A 14170-nucleotide genomic window follows, 5' to 3' on the forward strand; every position below is an offset into this window, starting at 1 on the left:
ACTCCTATACCGGTAGCGCCTGTGGTACCCGTGTTACCTTGAGGTCCAGTAGCACCAGTAGCGCCGGTAGCACCTGTGTTACCTTGAACACCTTGAGGTCCAGTAGCACCAGTAGCACCTGTGTTACCTTGAGGTCCAGTAGCGCCAGTAGCACCCGTGTTACCTCGAGGCCCAGTAGCGCCCGTGTCACCTTGAGGTCCAGTAGCGCCTGTGTTACCTCGAGGTCCAGTGGCACCGGTAGGTCCAGTAGCGCCTGTGTTACCTCGGGGCCCAGTGGCACCGGTAGGTCCAGTAGCGCCCGTGTTACCTCGAGGCCCAGTGGCACCAGTAGCGCCTGCTGGTCCAGTAGGTCCGGTAGGTCCTTGAATGAACGAAGCAGAATTAACTAGAGCAGTTTGTAATGCTGCTATTAATTTAAGGAGCTCTTGAAGTGTGCAAGGGTCAATTCGGAATAATTTTGTAATGTATAGTAAATAGTTAATGAGATTTTGAAGCTCAATAAATACAGCGCTTGCTACAAAGGTTGGATTTCTTAATATAGTTATTAAGTTTTTAATAATAGCTAACCCTTGTGCTTTCAGGGAGGAAGTAGCGTCTAGTGAACAAATAAATTTACTCAGTAGGTTCAATGTATCGATTAGATCTTCAATATTTTGGGGAGATGGATTTGCGAAAAGTTTTGGGATTATTTTTGTTAAATCAATAATAATCGCACGAAATGTTCTAAGTTGAGCTTTAGTAATTGGGATTGATGGAGTATTTGGAATTCGTCCGGCGCTACTTGGAAAGCATGGTTTGGAGAATTTGTTTTGATTGTCGTTATAACGAGACATTAAATCTCTCCTTTCTCACGAAAATGTGAACGAAACTCATCATAGTAGATGCAGAAATTAGTTAAATGGTCATAATAAAATCGTTTGTTTAAAGAAAAAATAGAAAAAACGCCTTACAATAAGGCGTTTTTTCTATTTTCTGCGTATTGATAATATCGCTTTAATGAAATTTTTGATTTGAATCCAGCGAGTTTTATAATTTCTGATTCAGGAGTTTCTTTTTTTATTAAGTTTAAAATATAGGTGTTACGAAAATGTTGTCCTGAAATTCCTTTACGTAAATTGGCTCTAGCCACTTCGAGGCGAATCATTTTTTGTATAGCAATTTCCGTTAATGCCTTTGGTGCATCATTTTCATATACCCACCTGTATGTTCCACGGTTAAAATCGAATGCGACAAATAATGGATCATCACTATGGTATTTAGGACGAACTGGTTCCGGGATGCTTTTGTAATAATTATATAGTTGTTTTTTGTCTTCTTTTGCTAATGTAATTGTTCTTTCTACACCTGCGGTTGCTGGGATTGATAATGTGTTAGTTTCAAAGTGAACGTGATGCATTGTTAATGCTGTAAGTTCTTGTAAGGATAAACCGTAGTCAATCAATAGATTTAAAATAGCAATATTGCGATCCATTAATAAGGGGCGCACAGGAAGTTGTTTTTCTGAAAGTCCTTCTAATGAAGTGACTATATACTTTAACCTTTTTTCTTCATCAGGTGAAATGAAATCTTCGTTACGAAGTGTACGGTCTGGTTGAATAGATATCTCCATATTTTTCAATGGATTAGGAATGTTTAGAAAATGATGCATTCTATTTAGTACAATAAATACACGATGCATCGTTTTTTCTGAGTAATGTCGATTCGTTTTTAAATCGGAAAAGTAATCTTCGTAGTCTTTTGTACAAAGTGTAGCCCATATATTACTGGAAGGGAGCTTTTTGTTTTTTTCTAACCAATGTCCGAAGTCTTCAACGTCATAAACATAACGTTTAATAGTTGAGGGTTTTCGGCCTTTATTCAATAAAAAAATAGAAAAGGCTTGTATTGTATCATGGAATTCCGTTGTCTCCATAGTCCCACCACCTTAATTATTTCTTATATTATAGCAAACTTTTCTGAAAATAGGCATTTACAAGGGGGACAGGAATAATAATATTTGGTGAGTGGATAAAATGAGGTGATTGTATGGAACAATCGATGCGAAAGAAAAACAATAATCAAATTAATATTGTGTTAAACCATCGAAAGAAAATTTCTTTGCCAGCCGCAGAAAATAAAACGGTAATTTCAAATGAAACTACAATTAAACATGAAATGCTGCAGAGAATTGAAGAAGAGATGGGGAAGCTTGTTGGGATGGATGATATAAAAAAGATAATAAAAGAAATATATGCTTGGATTTATGTGAATAAAAAAAGACAAGAGAAGGGATTGAAGTCAGAGAAGCAAGTACTTCATATGCTGTTTAAAGGGAATCCAGGTACAGGGAAGACAACAGTTGCTAGAATGATAGGAAAATTGCTGTTTGAGATGAATATTCTATCGAAAGGCCACTTGGTTGAAGCTGAACGTGCTGATCTTGTAGGAGAGTACATCGGCCATACAGCCCAAAAAACAAGAGACTTAATAAAAAAAGCAATGGGAGGTATTTTGTTTATTGATGAGGCGTATTCTTTAGCTCGAGGAGGAGAGAAGGACTTTGGAAAAGAAGCAATTGATACGCTTGTAAAACATATGGAAGATAAACAACATGGTTTTGTATTGATTTTAGCTGGATATTCAAGAGAGATGAATCACTTTCTTTCATTAAATCCAGGGCTGCAATCTCGTTTTCCATTTATTATTGAATTTGCGGATTACTCGGTAAATCAGTTGTTGGAAATTGGGAAAAGAATGTATGAAGAGCGTGAATATCAGTTATCGAAAGAGGCTGAATGGAAATTTAGGGATCATTTACATGCTGTAAAGTATTCGTCGCAAATTACATCGTTTAGTAATGGGCGGTATGTACGGAATATTGTTGAAAAATCAATTCGTACACAGGCGATGCGGTTGTTGCAAGAAGATGCCTATGATAAAAATGATTTAATTGGAATATCGAGCATGGATTTGATGCTCGAAGAGGAGACGCACAGTACATAAACTGTGCGTCGATTTTTGTGTATAAGTTCGTTTACTCTTTTTTTGCTTTTTCTTGGTGTGCTTTATGGAAGTGTTCCATTTTAGCGCTCTTTTCGTGTGCTGAATTAGGATCGTGCCCGAATTGATTTACTGAGCTTTTTTGAGCTCCTTTATTAACGTGGTTTGTCATTTGTATTCACCTCACTTTAAAAATTAGTATAAACATTATATAAAGAAAAAATCGTTAGAAAAGAAAAACCTCTTTACGATATGCAAAGAGGTTAGATTGCTATTTATGCATTGAACGTTCTTTCGTTTCGATACGTCTGTGTGGTAAATGCCATTTGTAATGAATAGAAACCATGCGGAAGCAAACAATTAAAATGAATAAAATGTAAAGAGCCCAATCGCTAACAATAATTTGAGCGCCAATTAAGAAACCTGCTAAAATTGTCCAAAAGGCATATACTTCAGCTCGAAGAACGAGAGGTTTTCTGCGGGCTAAAAGATCGCGAATGATACCGCCGCCGATACCAGTTAAAACAGCTGCTACAATTGTGGCGCTAATTGGTAAATTTAATTTTTGGGCATATAATGCTCCTTGTACAGCAAATGCTGATAAGCCGATAGCGTCAGTGATATTTTCCCACTTTTTCCAATGTCTAATTAACTTATTTGGAAAAAGAAAAATAATAGTCATTGATAAAAGTGCGATTTGGAATAACATGTCTTGTTGCCAAAATGCGACAATCGGATAACCGATTAATAAATTACGAACGGCACCTCCCCCAAATGCGGTTGCCATTCCTAAAATATACACCCCGAAAATATCATAATCCTCTTCCATTGCAACAATGGCTCCGCTTAGTGCGAAAGCGATTGTGCCTATGATGCTAAAAATCTCCCATGCCATGAATTTTCTCCCCCGCTAACTAGATGAAATGTGCTTCCTCTGCTATTATATTAGAAGGTTTAAATTTCGAAAAGGATGAGTGAACATATTTGATGGAAGAAAAAGAAAAAGTCATATTAGTAGGCTGTCAATTGCCACAAGATGATGATGAAAAATTTATGCATTCCATGAAAGAGCTTGCATCACTAGCGAAGACTGCACGAGCAGAATTGTTAGTGTCAACAACGCAAAAACGACCAAAGTTTCATCCGGCAACTTACATAGGTAAAGGGAAATTAGAAGAGCTTACAATGTTAACTGAAGAATTAGAGCCGGATGTTATTGTATTTAATAATGAATTAACGCCGAGTCAAATTCGGAATTTATCCTCAGTATTAAATGCGAGAGTAATTGATCGAACGCAACTAATACTGGATATTTTTGCGCAACGTGCGAAGTCGAGGGAAGGTAAGCTTCAAGTAGAATTAGCTCAGTTGCAATATACAATGCCGCGTCTTATGGGGCAGGGATTGTCCTTATCGCGTCTTGGTGGTGGTATTGGAACGAGAGGACCGGGTGAGACGAAATTAGAGACGGATCGTCGTCATATTCGATCCCGTATTGATGAAATAAAGAAACAACTTGCAGTTGTTGTGGAACATCGAAAAAGATATCGTGAGAGAAGAAAAGATAATAAAGTATTTCAAGTTTCGTTAATAGGGTATACAAATGCAGGGAAATCGACACTGTTTAATAGATTAACGGAAGCTGATACGTTTGAAGAAAACCTTCTGTTTGCAACATTAGACCCAACGACGAGGAAGATGCCGTTACCTTCTGGTTATACAGTATTACTAACTGATACTGTTGGTTTTATACAAGATTTACCCACTTCATTAATCGCTGCTTTTCGTTCGACACTGGAAGAAGCGGGGGAAGCAGATGTCATTTTACATGTAGTTGATTCCGCGGATTCTAACTACATAGGGCATGAAAAAACAGTAAAACGATTATTATCAGAACTTGAAATTAACCATATTCCTATTATTACGTTATATAATAAAAAAGATGAATTACATCAAAACTTTATTCCGTTTCCGAAAAGTGATTTCTTAATGACTAGTGCTTTTGAAGAAAGTGATTTATTGCGTATAAAAGAAGCGATAGAAACGAAGATGAAGAAAGAAATGGATTGTTATCGAGTGGAAATCCCTCCGAGTGAAGGTAAGTTGTTAACGCTTTTAAAGACGGAAACTCTATTAGCAAAGATGGAGTTTCTAGAAGATAAATTTGTATATGATTGTGCAGGGTATATTTTTACTCATTCATCGCTTAATGTGCAATTAAAGAGATTTTTAGTGGAAGAAGGAGAAAATAAAAATGTTTGATCGTTTGAAAAATGGAGAAAAAATTGCTCCAATTGTAAAAGAAGTAGAGAGTCAGATTACAGAAGTACATAAACGTGCGGATGAAGTGATTGAAAGCAATCAGTTTCGTGTATTAGAAAGTTTTCGGAAACATAAAATTAGTGACTCGCATTTTATCCCGACAACAGGTTATGGTTATGATGATATTGGCCGTGATACGTTAGAAAAAGTGTATGCTGATGTATTTGGGGCGGAAGCTGGACTTGTTCGTCCGCAAATTATTTCAGGTACTCACGCTATCTCTACAGCGTTATTTGGTATTTTACGCCCGGGAGATGAGTTATTATATATCACTGGGAAACCGTATGATACGTTAGAGGAAATTGTTGGTGTGCGTGGGAAAGGTGTAGGTTCATTTAAAGAATATAATATCGGTTACAATGCAGTTCCGCTAACTAGTGCTGGGCTTGTTGATTTTGAGGCTGTTGCAGCGGCGATTCATAATAATACGAAAATGATCGGTATTCAGCGTTCGAAAGGTTATGCTACTCGTCCATCGTTTACTATTTCTCAAATTAAAGAGATGATCGCGTTTGTTAAAGAAATTAAACCTGATGTTGTTGTGTTTGTAGATAACTGTTATGGCGAGTTTATTGAAGAGCAAGAGCCATGTCATGTTGGTGCAGATTTAATGGCGGGTTCACTTATTAAAAACCCGGGCGGCGGAATTGTTAAAACTGGCGGTTATATTGTCGGGAAAGAACAGTATGTTGAAGCGTGTGCATATCGTTTAACATCTCCGGGAATTGGTGCGGAAGCTGGAGCGTCTTTATACAGTCTGCAAGAAATGTATCAAGGGTTCTTCTTAGCGCCACATGTTGCAGGACAAGCGCTGAAAGGTGCAATTTTTACAGCTGCGTTTTTAGAAAAGTTAGGAATGAACACGTCACCAGCGTGGAATGCGCCAAGAACAGACTTAATTCAATCGGTTCAATTTGATGATAAAGACCGTATGATTGCCTTCTGCCAAGCGATTCAATATGCATCTCCAATTAATTCGCATTTTACTCCGTATGCAAACTATATGCCAGGTTATGAAGATGATGTAATCATGGCGGCGGGAACGTTTATTCAAGGTGCAAGTATTGAATTGTCTGCTGATGGTCCAATTAGACCACCGTATGTTGCGTATGTGCAAGGTGGCTTAACGTATTCGCATGTTAAAATTGCGATTTGTTCTGCGATTGACGAATTGATTGAAAAGAATTTATTAATAATTTCTTAATGGGAAGCTGTCGATTTTGGCAGCTTTTTTCGTATAAAAGTAATGATTTATGCGATTAGAAAAAAGAATGAAAAAATTCGTAAAAAAAATTATAAAAAATCATGTGAGAAAAGCTAACATCTATTGACACTAAACATAACATGGTATAAAATGAGAAGCAGTTAAGGCGAAGGAGGAACTGAAAAATGAAAGAAGATAGACGTTCTGCCCCGCTGTTTCCTATTGGTATTGTTATGGATTTAACACAATTGTCTGCACGTCAAATTCGCTACTATGAAGAGCATAATCTTGTTTCTCCAACCCGTACAAAGGGGAATCGTAGATTATTTTCATTTAACGATGTAGATAAGTTGTTAGAAATTAAAGATTTGTTAGATCAAGGCCTGAATATGGCTGGTATTAAACAAGTGTTACTAATGAAAGAAAATCAAACAGAAGCAGTGAAAGTAAAAGAAGAAACGAAAGAAATTTCAAAAACTGAGCTTCGCAAAATACTTCGAGATGAACTACAACATACAGGTAGATTCAATCGAACTTCATTGCGACAAGGTGACATTTCAAGATTTTTTCACTAAAGATAACTGATTCTGAAGGCGATTAGAGGGACTAAGGAGGAATTTATAATGTCTAGATACACAAAAGAAGATATTTTCCGTTTGGCGAAAGAAGAGAATGTAAAGTATATCCGTTTACAATTTACGGACCTTTTAGGGGTAATTAAAAACGTAGAGATTCCAGTGAGACAATTAACGAAAGCTCTTGATAACAAAATGATGTTTGATGGATCTTCGATTGAAGGTTTCGTACGTATTGAAGAGTCTGATATGTATTTATATCCTGATTTAGACACTTGGGTAATTTTCCCTTGGACAGCTGAAAAAGGTAAAGTAGCTCGACTAATCTGTGATATTTACAATGCAGATGGCACTCCATTTGATGGAGACCCACGTAACAACTTAAAACGTGTGTTAAAAGAAATGGAAGCTTTAGGATTTTCAGACTTCAATCTTGGACCAGAGCCAGAATTCTTCCTATTTAAGGTTGATGAAAAAGGAAATCCAACATTAGAACTAAACGATAACGGTGGATACTTCGACCTTGCGCCGATGGATCTAGGGGAAAACTGTCGTCGTGATATCGTTCTTGAACTTGAAGAAATGGGATTTGAAATTGAAGCATCTCACCATGAGGTTGCTCCAGGACAGCACGAAATTGACTTTAAATATGCAAATGCAATTCGCTCATGTGATGACATTCAAACATTCAAACTTGTTGTAAAAACAATTGCTCGTAAACATGGTTTACACGCAACGTTTATGCCAAAACCACTATATGGTGTGAACGGTTCAGGTATGCACTGTAACTTATCATTATTTAAAAATGGTGAGAACGTATTCTTTGATGCAAACGGTGACTTACAATTAAGTGATGATGCTCGTCACTTCATCGCAGGTATTTTAAAACATGCACCAGCATTTACAGCGATAGCAAACCCAACTGTAAACTCATATAAACGTCTAGTACCTGGATATGAAGCGCCTTGTTACGTAGCATGGTCTGCACAAAACCGTAGTCCGTTAGTACGTATCCCTGCATCTCGTGGTATTAGTACACGCGTAGAAGTGCGTAGTGTTGACCCAGCTGCAAACCCATATTTAGTAATGGCTACATTATTAGCTGCAGGTCTTGATGGAATTAAAAACAAATTAACTCCACCAGCAGCAGTAGATCGTAACATCTATGTAATGACAAAAGAAGAGCGCGAAGAAGCAGGTATCGTTGACTTACCAGCAACATTAGCGCAAGCATTAGTTACATTACAATCTAATGAAGTAGTATGCGGTGCACTAGGAGAACACTTACTTGAGCACTTCATCGAAGCGAAAGAGATTGAGTGGGATATCTTTAGAACACAAGTTCACCAATGGGAACGCGATCAATATATGTCTCTATACTAAGAGGCTTGAACCCTTGATACAACTAGTATCAAGGGTTTTTTAATTCCCTATTATTACAATTTTATGTGGTTGCAAAATGAAAAACAACCACATAAAAGCCAATAATTAATAACAAGTAGTGATATCATAGAAAAACATTATCAGATAAACGTAAGTTTTATATAATTTATGAACTAAAAAAGCCTTGATACTACGGTATCAGGGCTTTTTTAGTGAAGTTATTGGATATATTAACTACTAGATAATGGATTGTTTTTGGTTATTTTGAATCATGTTACTAAGAAAATCTTTTCAAAAGAATTGATTTTATCTTTTTTAAATCACTTGTGCTATAACTTAATAATTCTTTACTGCCTGTACAACGCGAGCGATGATTTTTATGTCCTCATCTGCAAGGCTATAAGTTTGTGGCTTGTGAATCAGATTATCACTCAATGATATTAACGTAATGATGCTTAGTTATAACGCAGTCTTATTCAGGATTTCGTTAGTTCATTTTCTAAATTTAGGGAATAAATATAGTTTAGTACCTTGCAATAAACAATACTAAGTGGTATATTATGGATAAAACAGGTACCGTGTATTGAACAGTACTAAGATAGGAAAGGAGGATGGCACTTGAACGTTCAATTTAAAAAAGGTGTGCTTGAACTTTGTGTATTAGCACTTGTAAAACGTAAAGATAGTTACGGTTATGAACTTGTTCAGCAAATTTCTAATAAATTTTTAATATCGGAAGGATCAGTATACCCTTTATTACGTCGTTTGACGAAAGAAGGGTATTTTCAAACGTATTTAAAGGAATCTACGGAAGGGCCACCTCGTAAATATTATCAATTAACAGAGCAAGGGGAGACGCAATTTCATTTGTTAGTAACAGAATGGCGTGATTTTGCGAAAGGGGTACAAGAAATTGTTGAAGGGGTGGAATGGGATGAGTAAAGAAGGGTTTCTTAAAGAATTATCAAGTTATCTTAGAAAGTTACCAGAGGAAGAGAGGCAAGATATTTTATTGGATTATGAAGAGCACTTTCAGTTTGGACTAGAAGAGGGGAAAACTGAATCGGAAATAATACAGGGCCTTGGTTCTCCGAAAGTAATCGCGAAAGAATTACTTGCGATGTATCGCTTCGATGAAATGAAAAAAAATCCATCGACTTCAAATGTGACAAGAGCTGTTATGGCAGCGATTGGACTTAGTTTGTTTAATTTTATTATTGTGTTAGGCCCGTTAGTCGCAATTATTGCTTTTATATTTTCTTTTTGGATCGGTGGTATTGCTAGTGTAGTAACACCATTTTTCGTTATTGGAAAAGTATTTATGGGTACTTTTATATGGTTGGATCTTTTCGTTAGTATAACGTTTGTTGGGGTAGGTTTATTTTTATGTATTATCGCTTTTTATAGTACAAAGTGGTTTAAGAGATTGTGTGTACGATATGTAATATGGAACTTCAAAATGATAAAAGGAGAGTAAATGATGAAAAAACTATTTTTAATCGCTATCGCTTGTATCATTATTGGAGTAATAGGAATTTCCCAAACATATGAAAAAGCAGTACAAACTGCTGAAAAAGGCGATAAAGAAAATGTAATTAAAAACGAAACATTAAAAAATATAGAAGTTAAGTTAGATGCCGGGGATATTATTGTCCAAAAATCTCCTGACTCTTCTTTTTATGTAAAGCAATCGGGAGATGTACGTAAACAAGAGATTCGTATCGCAGAAGATGGTGACACATTAAAAATTATTGGGGAAAGAGAAAAAGGTGCTTCATTTGATTTTTCTTTTTACGATTTTAGGTTTCAAACGTCTAAATTGACTCTCCTTGTGCCCGAACGCTCTTACCAAGATGTAAAAGTAAATTCATCTGCTGGACAAATCGAAATGAGTGATGTGAAAAGTGATAGCGTAAGTGTTAGGACACTTGCTGGAGAAGTAGAGTTGAAACAAGTAACGGCTAAGAATGTGGAGGGATCGACAAAAGCTGGTGAGGTGAACTTTAAGAAGGTATTAGGGAAAGTGACCGCAAAAACAACAAGTGGGGAAATAAATATTCAAGATCATGATTCTAAGTATAATCTAGAAGCAAGTTCAACTGCGGGAGATATAGATATTACTTTATCGGAAAAACCACAAGATGCGGTAATTACTGGGCAAAGTGCTGCTGGAGATGTAACAATTTTTAATGAAGAAAATAAAAATGTAACAATTGGAAATGGTAGTAAAAAGATTAGCGGTAAAACGGCTGCGGGAGATGTGACGATTGAAACTCGTTAATAAGAAATAGAATGCATGGAAATCTATCAAAATACAAAAAGAAGATAATTACCGTATATAAATAAGGTAATTATCTTCTTTTTGTTATTTTTAATGTAAATCACGATATACGCCAATTACTTTCCCGATAACTGACACTTGTTTTAAAATGATAGGTTCTAATGAAGAGTTTTCTGGTTGTAGACGGAAATGGTCTTTTTCTTTATAGAAACGTTTAACTGTTGCTTCGTTATCCTCTGTTAAAGCGACTACAATTTCACCATTATATGCAGACTGCTGTTGGCGAACAACAACTAAATCTCCATCGAAAATACCAGCTTCAATCATACTATCTCCAGAAATACGTAACATGAACACTTGGTCTGCTCCAGCAACAATACTAGCTGGAAGTGGGAAATGTTCTTCTACGCTTTCGACCGCTGTAATTGGTAAACCAGCAGTGACTTTTCCGACAATTGGAACTTGAATAACAGATTGTGTTTCCGTATCCATTCGGTCTTCACCTAAAATTTCAATGGCACGTGGTTTTGTTGGATCGCGTCGAATGTATCCTTTTTCTTCTAATCGTGATAAATGTCCGTGCACTGTAGAACTAGAAGCGAGGCCGACTGCTTGACCAATTTCACGTACGGAAGGTGGATATCCTTTTTCTTGTACTTTTAGCTTAATAAAGTCGAGAATGTCTTGCTGGCGTTTCGTTAACTTTTCCATGTTTTCTAACACCTCGTTTTCTTTCATTTTTCTTATTAATAAGTATAACATGTGAAAAAACATTCTACAAACATAAGTTCGAACAAATGGCGGATTTATGTTACACTATAGGGAAATAATAGGGAGAAAGAGGGGTTCAAAATGAATGCAATTATTTATGCACGTGTGAGTACAACGAAAGAAGCGCAAGAAACATCATTATTACGTCAAAAAGATGAATTATTGCATTTAGCTGAGCGCTATCAAATGAATGTTACTAAGGTGATTGAAGAGCAGGCTAGTGGATATACAATTGAACGTGACGGTATATTAGAGGTGTTGGATACAATTCGAGACGAACAAATTGATGTGTTACTTATACAAGATGAAACGCGTCTTGGTAGAGGAAATGCGAAGATCGCGTTAATGCATTGTTTACATAAAGAAGGCATAAAAGTATATACGCATACACATAATGGTGAATTACAATTGTCGGATTCTGATTCAATGGTATTAGATATTATTGGTATTGTTGAAGAATATCAAAGAAAGATTCATAATTTGAAAATTAAACGAGGTATGCAACGTGCAGTAGAAAAAGGTTATCGTCCAGAAAAAAATTTAAAAAATCGTCATTTAAGTGTAGGAAGAGAGAAAAAAGAAGTGCCAATTGAGGAAATTGTACGTTTGCGAAAAAGTGAACTCACGTTTGAAGAAATTGCAGCAACATTACGTGGATTTGGTCATAATGTTTCAAAGGCGACTGTACATCGTAGATATGTAGAGTATACGAAGCAATTGCTTGATAAAGAAGAGTAACTATTGTATGATAATAATCAGTTTTGATTAGAAGGGGGATTCGAGATGATTAATCACGAACTCGTTGAACGCATTAACTTCTTAGCGAAAAAAGCAAAAGCTGAAGGTTTAACTGAAGAAGAGCAACGTGAGCGTCAATCGCTACGTGAACAATATTTAAAAGGATTTCGTCAAAATATGTTAAACGAACTTAAAGGTATTAAAGTTGTTAACGAAGAAGGTACAGATGTTACACCGACGAAATTAAAAGCTTTAAAAAAGCAAGATAATGCAAAATTAAATTAAAAGATGGGCGAAGCCCATCTTTTTTATATGTAAAAATCGTTATTTAATAACTTTCCAGTTGTTATTAACTGTTGCTTCTATCGTTTTATGTTCCAATATATAATTAGCGATAAGTTCAGACATATCTGTGGGTATATCTTTTACTACCGGTTTGTTTTGAAACATAAAGAAATTTCCCCCGCCACTTGCACGATAATTATTCATTACAACGTCATATTCTTCATTCATATTAAGAGGAGCACTGTTATGCTGTAAAGATTCTACTCTTTCACCAATTGGTTTTGAAATGTTTAATACGTATGAAATCCCTTCCCACATATCATAATTATAATGTTGTGGCTTTGGTTCTATGTAGGTAGGACTTACGGTGATGGATCCATCTGTTTTTAATGTGAAATAAGAAGCAGAGAGTTCAAGAGCATTTTTTATATCCGCTCCAGTTATTCTAATTACTTTTAATGTGTTTGGATAAATATAATTAGAAACGATGTCACGCATTGTTACATGTTCCGGGAAACCTGGAGATGTATTATGGAACAAACTTGTACAAGAAATTGATACATTAGCTATATCCATCTGTATTTTATTTATGAATTCGATAAAAGGATGATCATGCAAACGAGTTTGCATAGCATCTGAAATTTGCATATCCCCCTGAATGATTCCAATAGGTTGATCAAGCCACTTTTGTGTTTTCTCTTCGTAATCGGCTACCAATGAAAGTACATCTTGGTCAGCCTCAACTCCTTGTACAGATAATAATTCAGAAGAACTCTCTTTTTTAACCCATTTATGTTTTGTTTTTTCGAATGTTATTTTTACTTTTCCAACTGAGTTTCCATTACATCCGGTCTGTAAAATTGTTACACCGTTAGCCATTGTGTGAGCAATTTCCCGGTGTTGGTGACCTGTTAATAAAATATCTATGTCTTCAATTTCATGGCACATTGCATATCCTTGGTTTTCTCCTGTTAAAACTTCAGTCGGTACCCCGGTTTGTAAATCTCGTTCAACTCCCCCGTGATACGCTACGACTAGTAAATCTGGTTTCTCATGTTTGCGAATGTAAGAAACCCACTTTTTCGTTGTTTCTAATGCATCTTCAAATTGTAAGTCTTTAATGTGATGGGGTTGTTCCCAATTGGTAATGTAGTGCGTTGTCACCCCTAAAATAGCGATTTTTATATTGGATTCAATCTGTTTGATTATATAAGGTTTTCCGAAATAAGGTTTCTTTATGTTTTTATCTAAAATGTTTGCTGATAGGTACGGGAAGTTCGCAGTAGTCACAGCGTTATTTAATATACCCATCCCGTAATTAAACTCATGATTGCCGATAATTGCAGCGTCATACTGTAAGTAATTCGCTAATAAGGACATTGGGTTTTTTTTGTTTTTTTCGTATGTAACATAATGATAAGTAAATGGTGTTCCTTGAATAAAGTCGCCATTATCAATTAAAAGAACGTTTGTATTTTGGGAACGTTCTTTTTTTATAAGAGTAGAAATTTTAGCTAAACCAAGTTCTGCTGGGGAGTTATCTTGGTAGTGAATAGGATAAACAGTGCCATGTATATCGCTTGTTAATAAGATGTTTAAAGTTACAGTTTGATTTTGTTCCAATATGACTCA

Annotated in this window: 16 protein-coding genes and 1 pseudogene; 10 read left to right on the plus strand and 7 right to left on the minus strand. The window is 36.0% G+C overall.

All coding sequences use genetic code 11. The features are described from left to right. Both DN401_RS21660 and DN401_RS21665 read right to left on the minus strand, forming a co-directional pair. Window positions 1–833: collagen-like repeat preface domain-containing protein (locus DN401_RS21660; protein ID WP_149287926.1), on the minus strand; the 833-nt coding region annotated here is incomplete at its 3' end. A 113-nt stretch (window positions 834–946) separates the two neighbouring features. Then, entirely contained in the window at window positions 947–1912 is a 966-nt protein-coding gene (locus tag DN401_RS21665) for a tyrosine-type recombinase/integrase (RefSeq protein ID WP_000450326.1), read from the minus strand. 113 nt (window positions 1913–2025) lie between these two features. Here DN401_RS21665 and spoVK point away from each other — a divergent pair, with 113 nt between their 5' ends. Then, entirely contained in the window at window positions 2026–2982 is a 957-nt protein-coding gene (gene spoVK / locus DN401_RS21670; protein ID WP_000438178.1) for a stage V sporulation protein K, read from the plus strand. A gap of 31 nt (window positions 2983–3013) precedes the next feature. Here spoVK and DN401_RS29935 read toward each other — a convergent pair whose 3' ends face one another. Continuing rightward, on the minus strand, window positions 3014–3151 hold the full coding sequence (locus tag DN401_RS29935) for a hypothetical protein (RefSeq protein ID WP_000181500.1): 138 nt from the start codon (window positions 3149–3151) through the stop codon (window positions 3014–3016). Between the two features lie 99 nt (window positions 3152–3250). Beyond that, complete coding sequence (locus DN401_RS21675) at window positions 3251–3874, minus strand: trimeric intracellular cation channel family protein (protein ID WP_149287927.1); 624 nt, start codon at window positions 3872–3874, stop codon at window positions 3251–3253. 92 nt (window positions 3875–3966) lie between these two features. On the opposite strand from DN401_RS21675, the gene hflX reads away from it, so the two are divergent. The 4 genes from hflX to glnA all read left to right on the plus strand — a co-directional run bounded on the left by hflX (window position 3967) and on the right by glnA (window position 8463). After that, window positions 3967–5241, plus strand: coding sequence for a GTPase HflX (gene hflX, locus DN401_RS21680; RefSeq protein ID WP_000391408.1), 1275 nt, complete (start codon window positions 3967–3969; stop codon window positions 5239–5241). Further along, the gene (locus DN401_RS21685; protein WP_000460304.1) at window positions 5234–6505 is read left to right on the plus strand and encodes a methionine gamma-lyase family protein; all 1272 of its coding nucleotides are present in this window, start codon (window positions 5234–5236) and stop codon (window positions 6503–6505) included. Before hflX ends, DN401_RS21685 begins: the two co-directional genes overlap by 8 nt. A gap of 185 nt (window positions 6506–6690) precedes the next feature. Then, on the plus strand, window positions 6691–7080 hold the full coding sequence (gene glnR / locus DN401_RS21690; protein WP_000656783.1) for a transcriptional repressor GlnR: 390 nt from the start codon (window positions 6691–6693) through the stop codon (window positions 7078–7080). 48 nt (window positions 7081–7128) lie between these two features. Next, entirely contained in the window at window positions 7129–8463 is a 1335-nt protein-coding gene (gene glnA / locus DN401_RS21695; RefSeq protein WP_000092763.1) for a type I glutamate--ammonia ligase, read from the plus strand. Between the two features lie 336 nt (window positions 8464–8799). On the opposite strand, the pseudogene DN401_RS30495 reads toward glnA, so the two are convergent. Further along, window positions 8800–8919: pseudogene (locus DN401_RS30495) on the minus strand (LexA family protein); the annotation flags it as partial. Window positions 8920–9081: 162 nt separating this feature from the next. Between DN401_RS30495 and DN401_RS21700 the strand changes: the two are divergent. From DN401_RS21700 to DN401_RS21710, 3 genes are read left to right on the plus strand one after another with little or no spacing between them, the layout of a single operon-like run. Next, window positions 9082–9405, plus strand: coding sequence for a PadR family transcriptional regulator (locus DN401_RS21700; RefSeq protein WP_001102629.1), 324 nt, complete (start codon window positions 9082–9084; stop codon window positions 9403–9405). Further along, window positions 9398–9940 carry a DUF1700 domain-containing protein gene (locus tag DN401_RS21705; protein ID WP_000031382.1) on the plus strand — a complete coding sequence of 181 codons (543 nt, stop codon included), beginning with the start codon at window positions 9398–9400 and terminating at the stop codon, window positions 9938–9940. Before DN401_RS21700 ends, DN401_RS21705 begins: the two co-directional genes overlap by 8 nt. Continuing rightward, a complete protein-coding gene (locus DN401_RS21710; protein WP_000976237.1) occupies window positions 9941–10744 on the plus strand; it encodes a DUF4097 family beta strand repeat-containing protein in 804 nt (267 codons plus the stop codon). It abuts the gene before it with no gap. Between the two features lie 90 nt (window positions 10745–10834). On the opposite strand, the gene lexA is transcribed toward DN401_RS21710, so the two are convergent. Next, entirely contained in the window at window positions 10835–11455 is a 621-nt protein-coding gene (gene lexA, locus DN401_RS21715; RefSeq protein ID WP_000413738.1) for a transcriptional repressor LexA, read from the minus strand. Between the two features lie 141 nt (window positions 11456–11596). Here lexA and DN401_RS21720 point away from each other — a divergent pair, with 141 nt between their 5' ends. Together DN401_RS21720 and DN401_RS21725 are read left to right on the plus strand one after the other, a co-directional pair. Next, on the plus strand, window positions 11597–12253 hold the full coding sequence (locus DN401_RS21720) for a YneB family resolvase-like protein (protein WP_000991469.1): 657 nt from the start codon (window positions 11597–11599) through the stop codon (window positions 12251–12253). A gap of 45 nt (window positions 12254–12298) precedes the next feature. Further along, on the plus strand, window positions 12299–12538 hold the full coding sequence (locus tag DN401_RS21725; RefSeq protein ID WP_000607015.1) for a DUF896 domain-containing protein: 240 nt from the start codon (window positions 12299–12301) through the stop codon (window positions 12536–12538). Between the two features lie 39 nt (window positions 12539–12577). Here DN401_RS21725 and DN401_RS21730 read toward each other — a convergent pair whose 3' ends face one another. After that, the gene (locus DN401_RS21730; RefSeq protein ID WP_000437456.1) at window positions 12578–14161 is read right to left on the minus strand and encodes a bifunctional metallophosphatase/5'-nucleotidase; all 1584 of its coding nucleotides are present in this window, start codon (window positions 14159–14161) and stop codon (window positions 12578–12580) included. Window positions 14162–14170 lie beyond the last annotated feature (9 nt).

The organism is Bacillus sp. BF2-3, assembly GCF_008368795.1.
In the GTDB taxonomy this organism is placed as follows: domain Bacteria; phylum Bacillota; class Bacilli; order Bacillales; family Bacillaceae_G; genus Bacillus_A; species Bacillus_A cereus.

Bases quoted from the DNA above. Each gene is read 5' to 3' on its own strand.
- DN401_RS21675 (WP_149287927.1), bottom strand. From the start codon at position 3,874: ATGGCATGGGAGATTTTTAGCATCATAGGCACAATCGCTTTCGCACTA.
- spoVK (WP_000438178.1), top strand. From the start codon at position 2,026: ATGGAACAATCGATGCGAAAGAAAAACAATAATCAAATTAATATTGTG.
- hflX (WP_000391408.1), top strand. From the start codon at position 3,967: ATGGAAGAAAAAGAAAAAGTCATATTAGTAGGCTGTCAATTGCCACAA.
- DN401_RS21665 (WP_000450326.1), bottom strand. From the start codon at position 1,912: ATGGAGACAACGGAATTCCATGATACAATACAAGCCTTTTCTATTTTT.
- DN401_RS21705 (WP_000031382.1), top strand. From the start codon at position 9,398: ATGAGTAAAGAAGGGTTTCTTAAAGAATTATCAAGTTATCTTAGAAAG.
- glnA (WP_000092763.1), top strand. From the start codon at position 7,129: ATGTCTAGATACACAAAAGAAGATATTTTCCGTTTGGCGAAAGAAGAG.
- DN401_RS21685 (WP_000460304.1), top strand. From the start codon at position 5,234: ATGTTTGATCGTTTGAAAAATGGAGAAAAAATTGCTCCAATTGTAAAA.
- DN401_RS21720 (WP_000991469.1), top strand. From the start codon at position 11,597: ATGAATGCAATTATTTATGCACGTGTGAGTACAACGAAAGAAGCGCAA.
- glnR (WP_000656783.1), top strand. From the start codon at position 6,691: ATGAAAGAAGATAGACGTTCTGCCCCGCTGTTTCCTATTGGTATTGTT.
- DN401_RS21710 (WP_000976237.1), top strand. From the start codon at position 9,941: ATGATGAAAAAACTATTTTTAATCGCTATCGCTTGTATCATTATTGGA.
- DN401_RS29935 (WP_000181500.1), bottom strand. From the start codon at position 3,151: ATGACAAACCACGTTAATAAAGGAGCTCAAAAAAGCTCAGTAAATCAA.
- lexA (WP_000413738.1), bottom strand. From the start codon at position 11,455: ATGGAAAAGTTAACGAAACGCCAGCAAGACATTCTCGACTTTATTAAG.
- DN401_RS21725 (WP_000607015.1), top strand. From the start codon at position 12,299: ATGATTAATCACGAACTCGTTGAACGCATTAACTTCTTAGCGAAAAAA.